Annotated in this window: 15 protein-coding genes and 1 pseudogene; 9 read left to right on the plus strand and 7 right to left on the minus strand. The window is 67.7% G+C overall.

The window, feature by feature from the left end; all coding sequences use genetic code 11:
• Nucleotides 1-52 precede the first annotated feature (52 nt).
• The 7 genes from BLT64_RS17155 to BLT64_RS17185 all read left to right on the plus strand — a co-directional run bounded on the left by BLT64_RS17155 (nucleotide 53) and on the right by BLT64_RS17185 (nucleotide 9815).
• Complete coding sequence (locus BLT64_RS17155) at nucleotides 53-931, plus strand: hypothetical protein (protein ID WP_011747636.1); 879 nt, start codon at nucleotides 53-55, stop codon at nucleotides 929-931.
• A gap of 186 nt (nucleotides 932-1117) precedes the next feature.
• Complete coding sequence (locus BLT64_RS17160) at nucleotides 1118-2716, plus strand: OpgD/OpgG family glucan biosynthesis protein (protein ID WP_011747637.1); 1599 nt, start codon at nucleotides 1118-1120, stop codon at nucleotides 2714-2716.
• On the plus strand, nucleotides 2713-4887 hold the full coding sequence (gene mdoH / locus BLT64_RS17165) for a glucans biosynthesis glucosyltransferase MdoH (protein WP_011747638.1): 2175 nt from the start codon (nucleotides 2713-2715) through the stop codon (nucleotides 4885-4887). Before BLT64_RS17160 ends, mdoH begins: the two co-directional genes overlap by 4 nt.
• Nucleotides 4884-6017: an OpgC domain-containing protein gene (locus BLT64_RS17170; protein ID WP_011747639.1), complete on the plus strand. Its 1134-nt coding sequence runs from the start codon at nucleotides 4884-4886 to the stop codon at nucleotides 6015-6017. The genes mdoH and BLT64_RS17170 overlap by 4 nt, the downstream gene beginning before the upstream one ends.
• Nucleotides 6018-6087: 70 nt before the next feature.
• Nucleotides 6088-7755: a formate--tetrahydrofolate ligase gene (locus BLT64_RS17175; RefSeq protein WP_011747640.1), complete on the plus strand. Its 1668-nt coding sequence runs from the start codon at nucleotides 6088-6090 to the stop codon at nucleotides 7753-7755.
• 3 nt (nucleotides 7756-7758) lie between these two features.
• Entirely contained in the window at nucleotides 7759-8361 is a 603-nt protein-coding gene (locus BLT64_RS17180; RefSeq protein WP_011747641.1) for a nicotinate-nucleotide adenylyltransferase, read from the plus strand.
• On the plus strand, nucleotides 8361-9815 hold the full coding sequence (locus BLT64_RS17185; protein WP_011747642.1) for a D-alanyl-D-alanine carboxypeptidase: 1455 nt from the start codon (nucleotides 8361-8363) through the stop codon (nucleotides 9813-9815). Before BLT64_RS17180 ends, BLT64_RS17185 begins: the two co-directional genes overlap by 1 nt.
• Before the next feature lie 10 nt (nucleotides 9816-9825).
• Here the strand turns inward: BLT64_RS17185 and BLT64_RS17190 are convergent, their stop codons facing one another.
• Complete coding sequence (locus tag BLT64_RS17190) at nucleotides 9826-10248, minus strand: tellurite resistance TerB family protein (RefSeq protein WP_011747643.1); 423 nt, start codon at nucleotides 10246-10248, stop codon at nucleotides 9826-9828.
• 91 nt (nucleotides 10249-10339) lie between these two features.
• Here BLT64_RS17190 and BLT64_RS17195 point away from each other — a divergent pair, with 91 nt between their 5' ends.
• The gene (locus BLT64_RS17195; RefSeq protein WP_011747644.1) at nucleotides 10340-11932 is read left to right on the plus strand and encodes a lysine--tRNA ligase; all 1593 of its coding nucleotides are present in this window, start codon (nucleotides 10340-10342) and stop codon (nucleotides 11930-11932) included.
• Between the two features lie 140 nt (nucleotides 11933-12072).
• A complete protein-coding gene (locus BLT64_RS17200; RefSeq protein ID WP_074810555.1) occupies nucleotides 12073-14367 on the plus strand; it encodes a hypothetical protein in 2295 nt (764 codons plus the stop codon).
• A 36-nt stretch (nucleotides 14368-14403) separates the two neighbouring features.
• On the opposite strand, the gene BLT64_RS17205 is transcribed toward BLT64_RS17200, so the two are convergent.
• From BLT64_RS17205 to BLT64_RS17230, 6 genes and pseudogenes are all read right to left on the minus strand, one after another.
• Nucleotides 14404-14889, minus strand: a complete 486-nt coding sequence (locus tag BLT64_RS17205; protein WP_011747646.1) for a pyridoxamine 5'-phosphate oxidase family protein — start codon at nucleotides 14887-14889, stop codon at nucleotides 14404-14406.
• A 57-nt stretch (nucleotides 14890-14946) separates the two neighbouring features.
• A complete protein-coding gene (locus BLT64_RS17210; protein WP_011747647.1) occupies nucleotides 14947-15960 on the minus strand; it encodes an oligopeptide/dipeptide ABC transporter ATP-binding protein in 1014 nt (337 codons plus the stop codon).
• Entirely contained in the window at nucleotides 15957-17012 is a 1056-nt protein-coding gene (locus BLT64_RS17215) for an oligopeptide/dipeptide ABC transporter ATP-binding protein (RefSeq protein ID WP_011747648.1), read from the minus strand. The genes BLT64_RS17210 and BLT64_RS17215 overlap by 4 nt, the downstream gene beginning before the upstream one ends.
• Before the next feature lies 1 nt (nucleotide 17013).
• Nucleotides 17014-17937, minus strand: a complete 924-nt coding sequence (locus BLT64_RS17220; protein WP_011747649.1) for an ABC transporter permease subunit — start codon at nucleotides 17935-17937, stop codon at nucleotides 17014-17016.
• A 3-nt stretch (nucleotides 17938-17940) separates the two neighbouring features.
• Nucleotides 17941-18858 carry an oligopeptide ABC transporter permease OppB gene (oppB, locus tag BLT64_RS17225; protein WP_011747650.1) on the minus strand — a complete coding sequence of 306 codons (918 nt, stop codon included), beginning with the start codon at nucleotides 18856-18858 and terminating at the stop codon, nucleotides 17941-17943.
• Between the two features lie 66 nt (nucleotides 18859-18924).
• Nucleotides 18925-19156, minus strand: a pseudogene (locus BLT64_RS17230) (oligopeptide ABC transporter substrate-binding protein OppA); the annotation flags it as partial.

The following is a 19156-nucleotide window of genomic DNA, read 5'->3' on the forward strand; positions in this document are numbered from 1 at the left end:
ACCCGATTCGTCCGGGGCCGCAGAAGACGCCCCGATAAGGAAGGAACCAGAGATGAGCAGAAAACTCTCGACCTCGATCGCGCTTTCGGCACTGCTGGCGGTGCTGGGGGCCCCGGTGCTTGCGCAAGACACGCCCGCCGCCCCGCCGCCCGCGGCCGAGGCCCCGGCGCCGGTCGTGCTGCCCCAGGCATTGCAGGATGCGGGGCTGAGCGATGTGACCAGCAAGCGCGGTCCGCGCGGCGCGACCCGGATCGAGGGCAAGCTGCCCGACGGCACGCAGATCGACGCCATGCTGGACGCCAAGGGCCAGTTGCGCGGCCTGCGTGCCCGGGGCGATGCGGCGCTGCCGCAGGCGCTTATCGACCAGTTGGTGCCGCAGGCCGTGCGCGACAGCGCGGTCTTTGGCGAGCTGGGCACGCTGAAGGCGGTGTTCACGGGCGAGCGCGGGGTGATGCTGGCCGGGCAGGATGCCGACGGAAACAAGCTGCGCGCCGCCTTTGCCCAGGACGGCACCCTGCTGCGCTTTGGCCGGGGCGATGCGGGGCGCGACGGTGAACGGCATGGCAAGCGCCAGGACGACCGCCGGGACAAGGGCTACCATCACCGCGGCCACGACAAGCGCGACGGCCATCGCGGCTGGCACCACGGCCCGCGCGGGGACCGCAGTGGCGAGAAGGGCGCGCCGCCGCCCGCTGGCGCCGCGCCCGAGGCTCCCGCCGCGGATGCGCCGCAGCGCCAGGGTGCGCTGTCTCCGACGCGACTCGACCGGGGCGAGGTGCGCATGGCGCTGACCTCGGCCGGCTACAGCCGTATCGGCGAGATCCTGCAGGACGGCCCGCGCGTCGTGGCGCAGGCGGTGAACCCCGAGGGCGAGCCCGTCGCGGTCGAACTGAACCCGAAGGGGCAGGTCATGCGGGAAATCAACCGCTAAGGCAGGTTGCAGGCGGATCGGGCCGCGCGGGCTTTCCAGCCGGCGCGGCCCGTTTCGGCGGAGCTTTTCGATCAACTCTCGGCAAGAGCCTGCCTTCCGGCGCGAAAAGGCTTGCCTGATCCGCGCGGCAATGCGAAATCCCCTCGGAATTTCCGGGTTTTCTTGCCCGAAACATGGGATCGATCGATGCGTCGTCGCGAATTTGTCATCTCTGCCGGTGCGGCCATGTCGGCCGTCACCGCGCTGTCATCCTCGCTGGGGGCGGCCCTTGCGCAGGAGGGCCCCGAGGCCGAACCGGAACCGGCGGCCGAGCCGGAAGCGGCGGCCGAGCCGGCCGAGCAGCCCGCGCCCAAGCCCTTCGGCTTCGAGGATGTGGCGGAGATGGCCAGGGAATTGGCCGCCAATGCCTATGAATATCGCGATGCCGAGCTGGTCGGCAGCTTCGCCAACCTGAGCTATGACCAGTATCGGGGAATCCGCTTCCGCCGCGACCGCGACCCATGGGCCGGCAGCCGCGATTTCGCGCTGGACCTGCTGCCGCCGGGCGCCATCTTCCACGAGCCGGTGGATATCAGCCTGGTCGATGACGGCGTGGTCATTCCGGTCAGGTTCGACCCGCATATGTTCGATTTCAACCCGGCGCAGTTTCCCGACGGCGTCGATTACGAGACGCTGGGCAACATGGGCTGGTCGGGGTTCCGCCTGCGCGCGCCGCTGAACCGGCCCGACGTCATGGACGAGATCGCGGTCTTTCAGGGCGCGAGCTATTTCCGCGCCGTGGCCCGCGGCACGCTCTACGGGCTGTCGGCGCGCGGCCTGGCCATCGGCACCGGCAGCGCCGAGGGCGAGGAGTTCCCGCTGTTCCGCGGCTTCTGGATCCACAAGCCCGGGCCGCAGGATCGCTCGGTGCTGGTCCATGCGCTGCTGGACAGCCGCTCGGTCTCGGGCGCCTTCGAGTTCCGCATCACGCCGGGGGCCGAGACGGTGTTCGACACCCGCGTCGCGCTGTTCCCGCGCCAGGACATGCGCAATGCCGGCATCGCGCCGCTGACCTCGATGTATTGGTTCGGCCCCACCGATCGGTCGCGCGTGGACGATTACCGTCCCGCCGTGCATGACAGCGACGGGCTGCAGATGCTGACCGGGGGAGAGCAGCGGCTCTGGCGGGTGCTGTCGGGGCACAGCACCCTACAGGTCTCGGCTTTCATGGACAACGATCCGCTGGGATTCGGTCTGGCGCAGCGGGCCCGCGACTTCGAATCCTACAAGGATGCCGAAGCGCGGTATGAAAAGCGCCCCTCGGCCTGGATCGCGCCGCAGGACAACTGGGGCAAGGGTACGGTGACGCTGGTCGAGATCCCGGTCGAGAACGAGTTCAACGACAATATCGTCTCGTTCTGGCAGCCGGCCGACACGCTGCTCAAGGGCAATCGCTACGATTTCAACTACATTCTGACCTTTGCGGCGGAAGTGCCTGACAGCGCACCGATTTCCCGTGTGATCGAGACCATGTCGGGCAGGGCGGTCAACAATGTCAACGCCCGCACCTATATCGTCGATTTCGACCTGGGCCTGTTCGGCTCGGACGATCCGGTGCCGCAGCTGCGTGCCTCGGCCGGTCGGATCGGGCACAGCTATCTGCTGCGCCTGCCGGAACAGGGCCGGATGCGGCTGGCTTTCGAATACCTGCCCGAAGGCGCCAAGCTGGCCGATCTGTCGGCGGTGCTCAACGGTCCGAATGGCCCGCTCAGCGAAACCTGGATCGCCCGCTGGACCCGAGAATGAGCGACATGATCGCGACAAGCAGCCAGCCGGGTCCGCGTCCCGCCAGCCAGGGCCGCCCCCTGCTGCTTTCCGCGGAGGAGGGCTGGGAGGCGCTGGACCTGTCGCTGCCCGAAGGCCCGGCCACGCCGCCCGAGGCGCCGCTGGACATGCCCGAGCAGGATTTCCGCGGCCGCCCGCCGCTGGGGCCGGACAGCCGCTGGCCCTCGCTTGGCACCATCGCCGCGCGGCTGGTCGCCTTTGGCGGCGCGGCGGCGATCGCCTGGGTGGGCTGGCGGCAGATGATCCTGACCTTCGGCTCGAACGTGACCTGGCTGCAATCGGTGCTGCTGGTGCTGTTCGCGCTGACCTTCACCTGGGTCGGGTTTTCCTTTACCTCGATGGTTTCGGGGCTTTTCGCGCGCCGGTTGCGCACGCCGGACGGCCCGAACGAGGCCAAGATCGCCGTGGTCATGCCGGTCTATCACGAGGATGCGGCGGCGACGACCGGGCTGCTGGCCGCCCTGGCGCGCGACCTCTATCGCGTGGGCCTGGCCGACCGGGCCGAGATCTTCGTGCTTTCCGACAGTCGCGAGCCGCGGGCCGTCTTCGAGGAGATGGCGGCGATCAGCCGGTTGCGCGACATCTCTCCGGTGCCGGTCTGGTATCGGCGCCGCAGCAGCAACAAGGGCCGCAAGGCCGGCAATGTCGGCGAATTCGTTCGCCGCTGGGGCGGGCGCTACGATCAGATGGTGGTGCTGGATGCCGACAGCGTGGTCGGCGCCGCCACCATCAGGACGCTGTCGGCGCGGATGAATGCCGACCCGGCGATCGGCCTGATCCAGACCATGCCGATGCTGGTCGGCGGCCAGACCATATTCGCCCGGCTGACGCAATTCGCCGGCCGCATCTATGGCCCGGCCGTCGCCCGCGGCGTCGCCGCATGGTCGGGCGACAGCGGCAATTTCTGGGGCCATAACGCGATCATCCGTGTCGAGGCCTTTGCACAATGCTGCGGGCTGCCGGAACTGCCGGGCAAGCCGCCCTTCGGCGGCACCATCCTGAGCCACGACTTCGTCGAGGCCGCGCTGCTGCGCCGCGCCGGCTGGAAGGTGCGGCTGGACCACGACCTGCGCCAGAGCTTCGAGGGGTGCCCGCCCACGCTGCTGGACATGGCCGTGCGCGAGCGCCGCTGGGCGCAGGGCAACCTGCAACATGCGCGGCTGATCTTTTCGCGCGGTTTCGCCTGGATCAGCCGGGCGCATTTCGTCATCGGCATGCTGGGCTTTCTGATGTCGCCGATCTGGCTGATGATGATCCTGGTGGGCCTTGCGCTGTCGGCCAATGTGCTGTTGTCGCGGCCAGACTACTTTCCGCAGACCTATCAGCTGTTCCCGACCTGGCCGATCTTCGACCCGGTGCGGATGCTGTGGCTGTTCGTCGCCGCCATGTCCTTTCTGCTGGTGCCCAAGTTCATCGCCATCTTCCGCGCCTGGCTGCGGCCCCTGGCCAAGGATTCGGGCGGCAATGTGCGGCTTCTGGCCTCGGCCATGTTCGAGATCGTGCTTTCCGCGCTGATCGCGCCGGTGCAGATGCTGATCCAGACCCGCCAGATCATCGAGATCCTGCGCGGCCGCGATTCCGGCTGGGAGGCGCAGGTCCGTGCCGGCCAGGTGCCGCCCTGGCATGTGGTGCTGCGCCGCCACGCGCTGCATGTCGCCCTGGGGGGTGCCACGCTGCTGGTGCTGGCCTTCCTGGCGCCCTGGCAACTGGTCTGGCTGTCGCCGATCCTGGCCGGGCTGATCCTGTCGCCCCTGACCTCGCGCTGGTCCGCAAGCCCGGTCTTCGGCCGCTGGGCGCGGCGGCAGGGCCTGCTGGTCACCCCCGAGGAGCGCGAGGCGCCCGAACTGCTGACCGCCGCCAATGCGCTGGATTTCCGCATCGCCGGCATGCTGCCGCGCGCCGGGCTGGACGTCCTGGGCCGCGATCCGGCCCTGCGTGCGCGCATCGCAGCGCTTCTGCCTGAAAACCCGCGCGCGCCCATCGAAGAGCGGCTGGATGCGATCTCGGCCGAGGCCAAGATCCGCCATGCCGGCTCGCAGGAACAGGCGCTGCGCTTCCTCAGCCCCGCCGAGCAGCTTGCGGTGATCGAGAACCGCGCGCTGATCGAAGCCTTCTCGAAGCTGCCGCAATGAAACGCATCGTCGCTCTGGATATGCTGCGCGGTTATGCGCTGGTCTGCATCATGCTGGACCACATGCCGATCGGCGTGCTGCGCAAGCTGACGCTGACCAATTTCGCCGTCTTCGACGCGGCCGAGCTGTTCGTTCTGCTGTCGGGCTTTCTGGTCGGCATGGTCTGGATCAAGGTCGAGGCGCGCGAGGGCCGGCCTGCCGCGCAGATCCGTTTCCTGCGCCGCGCCGCTCAGGTCTGGCTGGCGCTGATCGCGGGGGCGATCCTGCTGGCGCTGTTCTCGGCGCTGCTGTTCAAGCTGCAGATGAACCATACCGCGGTCTGGTTCCAGTACGCGCGCTGGATCGTCGAACATCCCATCGGCTATGTCGCCACGGTGGCGCTGATGTGGATGCAGCCGAACCTGCTGGACGTGCTGGCGCTTTACGTGCTGCTGATCGCGACCGTGCCGGTGACGGTGCCCTTCATGCTGCGCTGGCCCTGGCTTGCCATGGCGGTCTCGGTGCTGGTGTGGATCCTTGCCCAGCCGCTGAACGCGCTGATCCCCAACCAGCGCCCGGGGCCGGGGCTGCTGTTCAATCCCTTCGGCTGGCAGATGCTGTTCTTTGCCGGCGTCGCCATGGGGGCCTTTCGCGACCGGATCATGCCGGTGCTGCGGCGCCATGCGGCACTGCTGACCTGGATTTCGGTGGGCGTGCTGCTGTTCAGCCTGACCATCGTGATCGCCTTGAAGATCGGTGCTCCGGCCAAGCCGGTCAGCCAGTTCCTGCGCCAGATCACCGGCGGCATCGACAAATGGTCGCTGGATTTCATGCGCTTCATCGCCATCCTGGCGGCAAGCTGGATCGTGGCGGTGCCCCTGGCGCGGCCTTTCGCCTGGATGGCCGCGACCGCTCCGGGCGAGGCGCTGGCCGAGATCGGGCGCGGCGGGCTGTTTTCCTTTATCGTCTGCGTGATGCTGTCGATCTGGGGCGATGCGCTGGACATGACCGTGCCGCCGGGGCCGGCGAACCTGTGGCTGCGGCTGGCCATCGACATCTGGCTGGTCACCGCCTTCTGGGTGATCGCCGCGCTGTGGATGCGGCGCGAAACCTGGCTGCCACCGTTGCGGACGCGCCTCGGGTTGGGCTAGGGGGCGGGGCGGGGCTTGCCTCGTGCGGCCCCAACCGCTCAACTGTCCGCTGCAAAGCCGAGGAGGGATCATGAAATCGGATATCCAGATCGCCCGCGAGGCGCAGAAGCTGCCCATCGCGCAGATCGCCGGACGGCTGGGCCTGGCCGAGGCCGATTTCCTGCCCTATGGCCACGACAAGGCCAAGATCGCGCATGAGGCCATCGCCGCGCTGGCCGGGCGGCCGCAGGGCCGGCTGATCCTGGTCACGGCGATCAACCCGACCCCTGCGGGCGAGGGCAAGACCACGACCACCGTCGGCCTGGGCGACGCGCTGAACCGGATCGGCAAGCGGGCCACGGTCTGCATCCGCGAGGCCTCGCTGGGGCCGAATTTCGGCATGAAGGGCGGGGCCGCGGGCGGCGGTCATGCGCAGATCGTGCCGATGGAAGACATGAACCTGCATTTCACCGGCGATTTCCATGCCGTCACCAGCGCGCACAACCTGCTGGCGGCGATGATCGACAACCATATCCATTGGGGCAACGCGCTGCGCATCGACCCGCGGCGGGTGACCTGGCGGCGGGTCATGGACATGAACGACCGGGTGCTGCGTCAGGTGGTTGTGGCGCTTGGCGGGCCGGCCAACGGCGTGCCGCGCGAATGCGGCTTTGACATCACCGTCGCCTCCGAGGTGATGGCGATCCTGTGCCTTGCCTCGGATCTCGCCGATCTGCAGGCGCGGCTGGGTCGCATCGTCATCGGCCAGACCTTCGACCGCAGGCCGGTGACCGCGCATGACCTGGGCGCCGAGGGCGCGATGACCGTGCTGCTACGCGACGCCTTGCAGCCGAATCTGGTGCAGACGCTGGAAAACAACCCGGCGCTGGTCCATGGCGGGCCCTTTGCCAATATCGCGCATGGCTGCAATTCGGTCATGGCGACGCGCACCGCCCTGGCGTTGTCGGATTACGTGGTGACCGAGGCCGGCTTCGGCGCCGATCTGGGGGCCGAGAAGTTCCTCAACATCAAGTGCCGGCTCGCTGGCCTGCAACCCGCCGCCGCCGTGCTGGTGGCCACGGTGCGGGCGCTCAAGATGAACGGCGGCGTCGCCCGCACCGACCTGGGGGCCGAGAATGTCGCGGCGCTGCGGGCGGGCTGCGCCAATCTGGGCCGCCATATCCAGAACCTGCGCCGCTTCGGCCTGCCGGTGGTGGTGGCGATCAACCATTTCTCGGGCGATACCGAGGCCGAGATCGCCGCGCTTGCCGATTATTGCCGCGAGCGGGGCGTGCAGGCGGTGCTGTGCCGGCATTGGGCCGAGGGCGGCAAGGGCGCCGAGGATCTGGCCCGCGCCGTGGTCGCGCTGGCCGAGGGTGGCGCGGATTTCACGCCTCTCTATCCCGACGAGATGCCGCTGGCCGAAAAGATCGAGACCATCTGCCACCGCATCTATGGCGCCGGCCAGGTCGAGTTCCTGCCCCATATCGTCGAGCGGCTGGAGGAATGGCAGGCGGCCGGGCATGGCCACCTGCCGGTCTGCATGGCCAAGACGCAATATTCCTTTTCCGCCAACCCGGCGGCGCTTGGCGCGCCCGAGGGCTTTACCATCCCGGTGCGCGAGGTGCGGCTGGCCGCCGGGGCGGGATTCGTGGTGGCGATCTGCGGCGACATCATGACCATGCCCGGCCTGCCGCGCGAGCCTTCGGCGCTGCGCATCGGGGTTGATGCGGACGGCCATGTGCAGGGCCTGTTCTAGCCGATGCGCGCAGGCTTTCCCTTTGCGCCGCCCGGCATGACCGTCGGGCTGCTGGGCGGTTCCTTCGATCCCGCGCATGAAGGCCATGTGCATATCACCGACGAGGCGCTGCGCCGTTTCGGCCTGGACCGGATCTGGTGGCTGGTCAGTCCCGGCAATCCGCTGAAGCCGCATGGCCCGGCGCCGCTGGACGAACGCATCGCGCGCGCGCGGCGCATCATGCGCGACCCAAGGGTCGAGATCACCGGCATCGAGGCGCGGCTGGGCACGCGCATGACCCGCGACACCATCGCCGCACTGCAACGGCTTTATCCCGGCGTGCGCTTCGTCTGGCTGATGGGGGCCGACAACCTGGTGCAGTTCGACCGCTGGGATCGCTGGCAAGACATCGCGGCGCGGGTGCCGATCGGCGTGATCGCCCGGCCCGGCTGGCGGATGCCGGCGCGGTTCTCGCGCGCGGCGCGGCTGCTGTGGCGCGCGCGCCTGCCCGAGTCGCGAGCCCGTGAACTCGCCCGCGCTAGGCCGCCGGCCTGGGTGATGATAAACCTGCCGCTGAACAAGCTGAGCTCCACCGCGATCCGCGTGCTGGGGCCGAAAGGACGCTGATGAACGGATGGACGCGGCGCGGCTTCATGGCGGGGCTGGGGCTTCTGGCCCTGGCGCCGCGCATGGCGCCGGCGCAGCAAAGGCCGGCGGTGCGGCCCACGGGCTTCGACCCCGAGGCGCTGATCGCTGCCGCGGGCCTTGGCGGAGCGGTGGCCTATGCGGTGATCGACCCGGCCTCGGGGCAGGTGCTGGCCGAGCGCCAGCCCGAGCCTTCCATGGCGCCGGCAAGCACGCTGAAGGCCGTGACGGCGCTTTACGCGCTGGACCGGCTGGGCGAGAGGCACCGTTTTGCCACCCGCGTCATCCGGGCCGGCAATACGCTGATCCTGGCGGGTGGGGGCGATCCGGTGCTGGACACCGATGCGCTGGACGAACTCGCCGCCGCGGCCGTCGCGGATGAACAGGCCGCCGGCCGCCCGGCACCGACCGCATTCGCCGTCTGGGGCGGGGCGCTGCCGCGTATCGGCCGGCTGGACCCGGCGCAGGACGAGCATCTGCCCTACAACCCCTCGATCTCGGGGATGATCCTGAACTTCAACCGCGTGCATCTGGACTGGCGGCGCGGCGACAAGGGCTATCAGCTTTCGTTGCAGGCGCGGGGCCGCAAGCTTTCGCCCCGGGCCTATACGACCGCCATCGCGGCGGTGGACCGCGGGCTGCCGCTGTTCACCTATGAGGCGGGCAAGTTGGAAAGCTGGACCATCGCGCGCAGCAGCCTGGGCAAGTCCGGCAGCCGCTGGCTGCCCGTCCGCCGCCCCGAGCTTTACGCCGGCGACGTGTTCCAGACGCTTTGCCGCGCGCGCGGTCTGGCGCTGCCCAATCCCGAGGTGATCGAGATCCTGCCCGAAGGGGCCGAGATCGCGCGCCACGAAAGCCCGGACCTGCGCCGGATCGTGCGGGACATGATGGAATATTCGACCAACCTGACCGCCGAGGTGATCGGCCTTGCCGCCAGCCGCGCGGGCGACGTGGGGGCCTCGGCCGCGGCCATGGCGGATTGGCTGCGCGGGCAGGGGATCGGCGGCGACTTCGCCTTTCACGACCATTCCGGCCTGTCGCCCCTGAACCGCGTCAACGCGGGCATGCTGGCCGCGCTGGTGGCCGGGCCGGGCCGGACGCGCGATCTGCGCGGGCTGATGAAGCTGATCCCGCTGCGGGACGCGCGCGGCAAGCGCAAGGACAGCGACATCCGCATCGAGGCCAAGACCGGGACGCTGAACTTCGTCTCGAACCTGGCGGGTTATGCACAGGCCCCCGACGGCCGGGAACTGGGCTTTGCCATCCTGACCGCCGACGAGGATCGCCGTGCCGCAAGCGAGGGCCAGGAGCTGCCCGAGGGCGTCGCCGGCTGGACCAAGCGTTCCAAGGCGTTGCAGCAGGCGCTGATCGAGGGCTGGCTGGGCGAATTCGCCGGGCAGGCCCCCGTCGCCTCGGTGCAGGGGGCGACGCTTTAAGGCAGGCGGTCTAGAGCACGCGGTGGCGGGCGCGGGCGGCAAGCTCGATGGCGGCGGCGTGCAGGCGCGCGATCTCGAGCTGGTCGCGGATCTCGGCCAGCATCTCGGCCTCGATCTCGCCCAGCCGGCCGTCGGATGCCGCGACGTCGCAGGCCAGCACATAGGCGGTGTCGAACAGCTTTTGGGGCAGCGCATCGCGGACCAGGCCGAACAACGCGTCCAGCCCGTCCTCTTCCTCGAACAGCGTGACTACGGTCTGCGACACGGCGCGGATGCGGTCGATGTCGTAATCGGCAAAGACCGGGGTATGGTTCACCGCGCGCTCGATGGCGAGCAGTTCGGCGGTGCGCGGGTTCTGGTCCGAGGCCGAGACCGCCACCATCACCGCGACCAGCGCGTCGCAGGGCGAGAACGAGGGCAGGCTGTCGGGCATGGTATTTCTCTCCATCGGTTCGAGGGCGTAATTATTGACCAAACCGCCGCGTTTCAATACGGGGAAAGTTCCGAGAAATGGAGAACTCCCGATGACCGCCCTGCGTGATGCCGCGATGAAATCCAAGGCCTGGCCTTTCGAGGAGGCCCGCCGCGTGCTGAAACGCTATGAGAAGAAGGACCCAGAAAAGGGCTATGTGCTGTTCGAGACCGGCTACGGCCCCTCGGGCCTGCCGCATATCGGCACCTTCGGCGAGGTGGCGCGCACGACGATGATCCGCCGCGCCTTCCAGATCATCTCGGACATCCCGACGCGGCTGTTCTGCTTTTCCGACGACATGGACGGCATGCGCAAGGTGCCCGACAACGTGCCGCAGCAAGAGATGCTGCGCCAACACCTGCAAGAGCCGCTGACCACGGTGCCCGATCCGTTCGGCGAATATGGCAGCTTCGGCGCGCATAACAACGCCATGCTGCGCCGGTTCCTGGACACCTTCGGGTTCGAATACGAATTCATCAGCGCGACCGAGTTCTACAAGTCCGGCCAATTCGACGAGACGCTGCTGAAGGCGGCCGAGAAATACGACGCCATCATGGAGGTGATGCTGGCCTCGCTGCGCGAGGAGCGCCAGCAGACCTATTCCTGCTTCCTGCCGATCAGCCCCAAGACCGGCAAGGTGCTTTACGTGCCGATCAAGCATGTCGATGCCAAGGCCGGCACCATCACCTTCGACGACGAGGACGGCGAGGAACTGACGCTGCCGGTCACCGGCGGCCAGGTCAAGCTGCAATGGAAGCCGGATTTCGGTGCCCGTTGGGCGGCGCTGGACGTGGATTTCGAGATGTATGGCAAGGATCACTCCACCAACACCCCGATCTATGACGGCATTTGCAGGATCCTGGGCGGGCGGGCGCCCGAGCATTTCACCTATGAGCTGTTCCTGGACCAGCACGGCCAGAAGATCAGCAAGTCCAAGGGCAACGGGCTTTCGATCGACGAATGGCTGACCTATGCCGCGACCGAGAGCCTGTCCTATTTCATGTTCCAGAAGCCCAAGACGGCGAAGCGGATGTATTTCGACGTCATCCCCAAGGCGGTGGACGAATATCACCAGCAGCTGCGCGCCTATCCCGACCAGACGGTCGAGCAGCAGTTGGCCAACCCGGTCTGGCACATCCATGGCGGCGAGGTTCCGGCCTCGGACATGGTGGTGCCGTTCCAGATGCTCCTGAACCTCGCCTCGGTCGCGGGGGCCAAGGACAAGACCGGGCTTTGGGGCTTCATCCGCCGCTATGCGCCCGAGGCCAGCCCCGAGACGAACCCGACGCTGGACCAGGCCGCCGAATTCGCCGTGCGCTATTTCAACGATTTCGTGGCCCCGACGCGCAGCTTCCGCGCGCCCACGGAAATCGAGCGCCGGGCGCTGGAGGACCTGGCCGGGCGGCTGGCGGCATGGGCCCAGCCCGCCGATGCCGAGGCGCTGCAGACCATGGTCTTTGCCATCGGCCGCGAACACGGGTTCGAGCCGATGAAGGACTGGTTCCAGGCGCTTTACCAGGTGCTGCTGGGTGCCGATCAGGGGCCGCGCTTTGGCGGTTTCATCGCGCTTTACGGCGTGGACGAGACCCGCGCGCTGATCGAACGCGCGCTGGCCGGCGAACTGGCGGCCGAGACGACCGCCTGATCCGGCACCGGAAATGCCATGTTGCGCGCGGCCGCGTTGTCGCGCGCGCATGGTTAACGGCCGGTTAACGCGACATTGCCAGTTTCCTACCGGACCGCGCGGGCATCAGCCCCGCAAGTTCTGGATGAGGGAGAATTGGCATGACCATTGCGATTATCGGCAACCAGTCGTTGATGCCGCGCGCCTTTCGACTGGGCCTGAATCAATGGTCCCGGACCGATGGCCGGGCAGGGTCTCCGACCTGGGCGGGGGCGGCGAACGCGGCGATCGTGCCGGCGGACGAGGATTTCGGAAGCTGCCTCGAGATCCTCAAGCAGGAGGCGGTGACGCAGGTCCGCTACATGCAGCGCACGCCGATCAATCCGGGCAGCTATCTGCGCATCTCGGCCAGGGTCAAGGCCATCGCGGGCAACCTGCCGCAGGTGCGCATCGCCGCCTTCGCCGGCAATGCCGCCGGCAACAACGTGGCGGGCGTGCCGCAGACCGGGCCTTCGGTCACGCTGCCAGGCTACGGCCAGGTGGTCGAGGTGGCGGCCATCGTCGGCACCGGCCGGCGCGAGGGCGTGGATATGCCCTGGGGGCGCAATGCGACCTTCGGCCATTTCGGCCTGGACCTGACCGGCGACAACAACGGCTCGATCCGCATCGAGAGCATCGTGATCGAGGACGTGACCGCCGCCTTCGTCCCGGGGATGCTGGATTGGGTCGACGTGCGCGATTTCGGCGCCATCGGGGACGGGACGGCCAATGACCGCGGCGCCTTCGTCGCCGCCGACCAGGCCGCTGCCGGTCGTCAGGTGCTGGTGCCCGAGGGCAGCTATTTCATCGGTTCGGACCTGAGCATGTCCTCGCCCATGCGCTTCGTCGGCACGCTGAGCATGCCGCGCACGGCGCGGCTGGCGCTGACGCGCAGCTTCGACTTTCCGACCTATGCCGCCGCCTTCGGCGACGAGACCGAGGGGATGAAGCGCGCGTTGCAGGCGCTTCTGGGCTTTACCGACCATTCGGTGCTGGATCTGTGCGGCCGCAACGTGCATCTGTCCGAGCCGATCACCATCGCCGACGCGGTGCCGGGCATGACCAGCTTTGCCAACCGCCGGGTGATCGCCAACGGCCAGATCAGCATCGTGCCCGGCGCGGCCTGGGACAGCCGGGTGGTGACCTCGACCGCGACCTATAACCCGGCGCAGTCGCAGGTGCTTTCCGCCGTCGGCAACATCGCCAATATCGAGGTCGGCGCGCGCGTGACCGGCAACGGCGTCGGGCGCGAAGTCTATGTCATGGCCAAGAACGTGGCGGCCGGCACGCTGACGCTGTCGCTGCCGCTTTACGGGGGCGCGGGGACGCGCAGCTACAGCTTTACCCGTTATCGCTATGCCGTCGACTTCTCCGGCATGGAGCATCTGAGCCGCTTCAATTTCGACGATGTCGAGTTCCTGCTGGAGGGCAATGCCAGCGGCGTCATGCTGGCCAAGACCGGCAACATGAACTGTTTCCGCGACTGCTATTTCACCCGGCCCAGGGATCGCGGCATCACCTCGATCGGCACGGCCTGCCAGGGCATGCTGGTGGACCGCTGCGAGTTCCTGTCGAACGAGATGGGCGATCTGGCGCAGAACCGCACGACCGTCGCGCTGAACGTCAACAACAACGACAGCAAGATCCGCCACAGCCGCTTTATCCGCTTCGCGCATTTCGCGGTGATGAACGGCGGCGGCCACATGATCGAGGGCAACCACTGGTTCCAGGGCGACAATGCCCAGAACGGCGTGCGCTTCGGCGGGCTGGTGCTGACCCAGACCAATGTGCAGGCGACCGTCACCGGGAACTATGTCGACAATTGCTCGATCGAATGGACCAACGAGCACGATCCCCATCCGAATTTCGACGGCGAGGAATATTCCTTCGGTGGGCTGACGATCACCGGCAACACCTTCCTGGCCTCGAATACGACGCCGGGCTTCAACTGGCTGGTGGTCAAGCCCTATGGCAACGGGCATTTCCTGCACGGCCTGGCGGTGATGGGCAATGTGTTCAAGTCGCTGTTCAACAAGATCACCCGCATCGACCGGGTGGACACCACTTTCGCCGACCTGAACTATCAGCGCATGCGCAACATCCAGTTCCAGGGCAACATGTTCAACGGTGTGAACATCTTTGTCGCCAATCCGATCGATATCACCCACAGCCAGGCCACGGCCTCGAACCGCTGGCTGATCACGGTGGACAAGGCGCTGCCTTTCAACGGCTGGGTGCGCAATGTCGAATCCGTGGTCGCCACCAGCGCCATCACCAATGCCGCCAATGCCCGCATCTCCGAGATGCCCTGGGTGCAGACGCAGCTGGTGGCGAACCAGCGCCAGATCGCGGTGAACTGGAATACGGCGGCGCGCGGCTCGGTCAGCATCCGGGCGCGGATGGACAACCCGGACTGAGGCAGGATTGCCGGCTTTCCTGCGGCCCTCGGCGGATCACTCCGCCGGGGGTTTCAGCATGTCCGACGCCGTCAGCTTGAACGCCTGGCCGAATCCGGCATTGAGCAGGCCCGAGACCGGCTCGATCCGCCAGAAGCGGAAATCCGGCAGGTCCAGATAGACCTTGGCCTTGGGATCGCGTTCCAGCCAGCGGGCGCGGCGGTTCTCGTCCGGCTCGGCCGGGACGGCACGGCCCAGGATCGACAGGCGGGCATGGGTCATGGCGTCGCCCTTGGCGGCCTCGGCGGCGATCAGCAGCCCGGCGCGGGGGTCGACGGCCAGCGCGCGCGCATGGGCGGCAAGCCCCGCCAGCAGGGCAAGCGGCACGCCGTCCGCATCGGTTTGCAGTGCGATGCGGGTTACCAGGGGCACGCCCGTCTCGGGGTCGAGCGTGCCGAGGCTGGCATGGCGCGCTGCCTCCAGCAATTGCCGGGCGAGGGCGCGGGCCTCGTCGGTGGTTTCGCGAATCGGGTCGATCTTCATGGCGCCATGCTGCGCCGGCCATGTCGCGGCCGGCAAGCGGGTTTTCAACGAAATCTGTCAGGCTTTGATCGCCAGTTCCTCGGGGCGCAGCGCGCCGGGGAAATGGCAGGCGGTCAGATGCGCGCCGCTCCCTAGCGCCGGCCTTTCGCTGGCACAAAGGGCCTCGGCGCGCGGACAGCGGGTGCGGAAGACGCAACCCGAGGGCGGGCTCATCGGCGAGGGCAGCTCGCCCCGCAGCGGGATCATCCGCTTGTCGCGCTCAAGCTGGGGGTCGGGGATCGGCACGGCCGAAAGCAGCGCCTGCGTATAGGGATGGCGCGGCTCGGCGTAAAGCGCCTGCGATTCGGCCAGTTCCATCACCCGGCCAAGATACATCACCAGCACCCGGTCGCTGATATGCTTTACCACCGACAGGTCATGGGCGATGAAGATCAGCGCCAGGCCAAGATCGCGCTGCAACTCGTCCAGCAGGTTGATGACCTGCGCTTGGATCGAGACGTCCAGCGCCGAGACCGGCTCGTCGCAGATCACCAGCTTGGGCTGGACGATCAGCGCCCGGGCGATACCGATGCGCTGGCACTGGCCGCCGCTGAACTCGTGCGGATAGCGGTTGATCTGGTTCGGCAGCAGGCCGACGCGGTCCATCATGTCCTTGACCCGGACCTTGACCTCGTCGCGGCCCAGGCCCTTGTGATGGGTGGTCAGCGGCTCGGCGATGATCTGGCCGACGGTCATGCGCGGGTTCAGGCTGGCCAGCGGGTCCTGGAACACCATCTGGATCTGGCTGCGATATTTCAGCATCCTGCGCGCGGAAAGGCCGATCAGGTCGGTGCCGTCCTGCCAGATCGCCTGTCCCGTCGCCGGGACAAGGCCGATCAGCGCCCGGGCAAGGGTCGATTTGCCCGAGCCGGATTCGCCGACGATGCCCAGCGTCTCGCCCGGCATCAGGGTGAAATCCACCCCGCCCACGGCATGCAGCAGCCGCGGCCTGGCCCAAGGGAGCGCGCCTTGCGCGGGAAGCTGGAAGCTGACGCGCAGGTCGCGCGCCTGGATCAGCGGCTTGGCGGTCATGGCCGGGCCTCCTGGAGGACGCTTGCCGGCATCTCGTCCAGATCGGCGGCGGCGGGTTCGGGCAGGTCGGGCTGCGGCGCATGGCCGGCGCGCACCGTGGCAAGGCCGGCATGACAGGCGCGCTCGCGCCCCGGCGCAAAGGGGTCGAACGGCGGCATGGTTTCGCAAACCGGCATGACATAGGCGCAGCGCGGCGCAAAGGGGCAGCCGGGGGGCGGGTTGGTCATGTTGGGCGGGCTGCCGGGAATCGCGGCCAACTGCTCGCCCTGCTGGTCCAGTCGCGGGATCGCCGCCAGCAGACCCTGGGTATAGGGATGCGCGGGATCGGCAAAGACCGGCCCGACCGGCGCGCGCTCCATCACCCTGCCGCCATACATGACCATCACCCGTTCGCAAGCGCCCGCGACCACGCCCAGGTCATGGGTGATCAGGATCATCGCCATGCCGAATTCGCGGCGCAGATCGGCCAGCAGCTCCATGATCTGCGCCTGCACGGTCACGTCCAGCGCCGTGGTCGGCTCGTCCGCGATCAGCAGTTCGGGGCGGCAGAGCAGCGCCATGGCGATCATCACCCGCTGGCGCATCCCGCCGGAAAACTCGTGCGGGTAAAGCCGGATGCGGCCCCGCGCATCGGGGATCTTCACGGCGTCGAGCATGCGCGCGGCCTCGGCCACCGCTTCGCGCTTGCCCATGCCCTTGTGCAGCATCAAGACCTCGGCCATCTGGTCCGAGACGCGCATATAGGAGTTCAGGCTGGTCATCGGGTCCTGGAACACCATGGCGATGCGGCGGGCGCGGATCCTGTTCAGCACCTTCGGGGTCGCGTTCAGGATCTCGGCCCCGTCGAAGCGGACCGAGCCCGCGGCGCGGCCGTTCCTGGCCAGCAGGCCCATGACGGCAAAGGCAAGCTGCGACTTGCCCGAGCCCGACTCGCCGACGATGCCCAGCGTCTGGCCGCGTTCCACGTCCAGGTCGATGCCGTTCACGGCCGAGACCTCGCCGTCGGTGGTGGCGAAGCGCACGTTCAGGTCGCGGATTTCCAGCAGGGCCATGTCAGCGATCCTTGGGGTCCAGCGCATCGCGCAGGCCGTCGCCGACGAAGAAGAAGGCAAACAGCGTGATGCAGAAGAAGAACAGCGGAAAGGCCAGTTGCCACAAGGTGCCGTAGTTCATCGTCCCCGCGCCCTCGGAGATCAGCGCGCCCCATGAGGTCAGCGGTTCCTGCAAGCCGAGGCCGAGAAAGCTGATGAAGCTTTCCGACAGGATCATCAGCGGCACCAGCAGCGTCGCATAGACCGCGACCACCCCCATCAGGTTCGGCACGATATGGCGCAGGATGATCCGCCATGCCGGCACGCCGGTGGCGCGGGCGGCCTCGATGAATTCGCGGTTCTTCAGGCTCAGGGTCTGGCCGCGCACGATGCGGGACATGTCGAGCCAGGAAATCAGGCCGATGCCCAGGAACAGCATCGACATCGAGCGGCCGAAGATGACCAGCAGCAGGATCAGCACGAACATGTAGGGGATCGACATCAGCACGTCGACCATGCGCATCATCACCGCATCGGTGCGTCCGCCGACATAGCCGGCCGTCGCGCCGTAAAGCGTGCCGACCACGACCGCGATGCCGGCGCCGATCAGCCCGACCATTAGGCTGACCTGCGTGCCCTGCACGGTGCGCGAGAACAGGTCGCGGCCCAGGTCGTCGGTGCCGAAGTAATGCCCGTTCTCCCAGCTTGGGGCGCCCAGCAGCGCGGCCTGGCCCATGATCGAGAAATCCATTTCTTCGTTCGACCATGCGGCAAGCTGGCTGCCCAGCAGCGCGAACAGCCCGACCAGGATCAGCACCACCAGGCTGACCATGGCGGCCTTGTTGCGGCGAAAGCGGCGGCGGGCGTCGGCCCAGGGGCTGCGGCCCTTGACCTCGGGCTGGGCCAGGCGCGCGGCCAGCGATTGCATCTGACGGGCGTCGATCATGGCTCAATACCGGATCTTCGGGTCGATCCAGGCGTAGAGCACATCGACCACGAGGCTGAAAAGGATGGTCAGCGCACCGACGAGGATGGTGATCCCCATCATCACCGCATAGTCGCGGTTCAGCGCCGAATCGACGAAGCTGCGGCCGATGCCGCCGGTCGAGAAATACATGTCGATCACCACCGAGCCGGTGATCATGGTGACGAAGGCCGGGCCGAGATAGCTGATGACCGGCAGCATGGCGGGCTTGAGCGCATGGCGCAGGATCACCGCGCGCTCGGGCAGGCCCTTGGCGCGGGCGGTGCGGATATGGTTCGAGCCCAGCACCTCCAGCATCGAGGACCGTGTGATGCGCGCGATCGAGGCCATGAAGCTGGTGGACAGCGCCACCACCGGCATGATCCAGTAGATCGGCCCGCCCCAGCCGCCGCCCGGCAGCCAGCCGAGCCACAGCGTGAAGACCAGCACCAGGATCGGCGCCATGACGAAGTTCGGCAGCACCTGCGCGCCGATCGAGATGCCGACGGCGAGGTAGTCCATCCAGCTGTTCTGCCGGATCGCCGCCGCCACGCCCAGGGCCACGCCGACCGCCACCGCGACGACGAAGGCGACGCCGCCATAGGTCAGCGTCACCGGAAAGCCGGCGGCGATGATCTGGTTCACCGAACGGTCGGGATAGACGAAGCTGGGGCCGAAATCGAAATGCGCCACGATCCCCCAGACATAGCCCGCGATCTGCCGCCACAGCGGCTCGTCCAGCCCGTATTTCGCGTTCAGGTTGGCCAGCACCTGCGGCGGCAGGGCGCGTTCCTGCGTGAAGGGGCCGCCGGGCGCGGCATGCATCAGCAGGAACGAGACGACGATCAGCAAAAGCAGCGTCGGAATGGCGACCGCAAGCCGCCGCAGCATGAAGCCGAACATGCGCAGGTTCCCAGGGGCAGGTGCCGGACAGGATCGGAAGGGCGGCGCACGGGCCGCCCCCGAGGCTTATTTCTGGATGCGGTAGATGTCCTTGGCATACCAGTCGTTCATCACGTTCTCGGTCGGCAGGCCCTTGATGTCGTCGCGGATCATGTCGACCTTGGAATATTGATAGACCGGGACCAGCGGCATGTCCTCGGCCAGGATCTTCTCGGCCGCGGTATATTGCGCGTTCGGGTCTTCCGAGGTCTTGGACTGATCCATCAGCCTGTCGAATTCCGGGTTGGAATACTTGCCG

Origin of the sequence: Paracoccus denitrificans, assembly GCF_900100045.1 — a bacterium.
In the GTDB taxonomy this organism is placed as follows: Bacteria; Pseudomonadota; Alphaproteobacteria; order Rhodobacterales; family Rhodobacteraceae; genus Paracoccus; species Paracoccus denitrificans.

Excerpts from the sequence above, each read along its gene's own strand:
- oppB (WP_011747650.1), bottom strand. The coding sequence starts at position 18,858 with ATGTTCGGCTTCATGCTGCGGCGGCTTGCGGTCGCCATTCCGACGCTG.
- BLT64_RS17160 (WP_011747637.1), top strand. The coding sequence starts at position 1,118 with ATGCGTCGTCGCGAATTTGTCATCTCTGCCGGTGCGGCCATGTCGGCC.
- mdoH (WP_011747638.1), top strand. The coding sequence starts at position 2,713 with ATGAGCGACATGATCGCGACAAGCAGCCAGCCGGGTCCGCGTCCCGCC.
- BLT64_RS17210 (WP_011747647.1), bottom strand. The coding sequence starts at position 15,960 with ATGACCGCCAAGCCGCTGATCCAGGCGCGCGACCTGCGCGTCAGCTTC.
- BLT64_RS17175 (WP_011747640.1), top strand. The coding sequence starts at position 6,088 with ATGAAATCGGATATCCAGATCGCCCGCGAGGCGCAGAAGCTGCCCATC.
- BLT64_RS17180 (WP_011747641.1), top strand. The coding sequence starts at position 7,759 with ATGCGCGCAGGCTTTCCCTTTGCGCCGCCCGGCATGACCGTCGGGCTG.
- BLT64_RS17185 (WP_011747642.1), top strand. The coding sequence starts at position 8,361 with ATGAACGGATGGACGCGGCGCGGCTTCATGGCGGGGCTGGGGCTTCTG.
- BLT64_RS17205 (WP_011747646.1), bottom strand. The coding sequence starts at position 14,889 with ATGAAGATCGACCCGATTCGCGAAACCACCGACGAGGCCCGCGCCCTC.
- BLT64_RS17220 (WP_011747649.1), bottom strand. The coding sequence starts at position 17,937 with ATGATCGACGCCCGTCAGATGCAATCGCTGGCCGCGCGCCTGGCCCAG.
- BLT64_RS17200 (WP_074810555.1), top strand. The coding sequence starts at position 12,073 with ATGACCATTGCGATTATCGGCAACCAGTCGTTGATGCCGCGCGCCTTT.
- BLT64_RS17170 (WP_011747639.1), top strand. The coding sequence starts at position 4,884 with ATGAAACGCATCGTCGCTCTGGATATGCTGCGCGGTTATGCGCTGGTC.
- BLT64_RS17195 (WP_011747644.1), top strand. The coding sequence starts at position 10,340 with ATGACCGCCCTGCGTGATGCCGCGATGAAATCCAAGGCCTGGCCTTTC.
- BLT64_RS17155 (WP_011747636.1), top strand. The coding sequence starts at position 53 with ATGAGCAGAAAACTCTCGACCTCGATCGCGCTTTCGGCACTGCTGGCG.
- BLT64_RS17190 (WP_011747643.1), bottom strand. The coding sequence starts at position 10,248 with ATGCCCGACAGCCTGCCCTCGTTCTCGCCCTGCGACGCGCTGGTCGCG.
- BLT64_RS17215 (WP_011747648.1), bottom strand. The coding sequence starts at position 17,012 with ATGGCCCTGCTGGAAATCCGCGACCTGAACGTGCGCTTCGCCACCACC.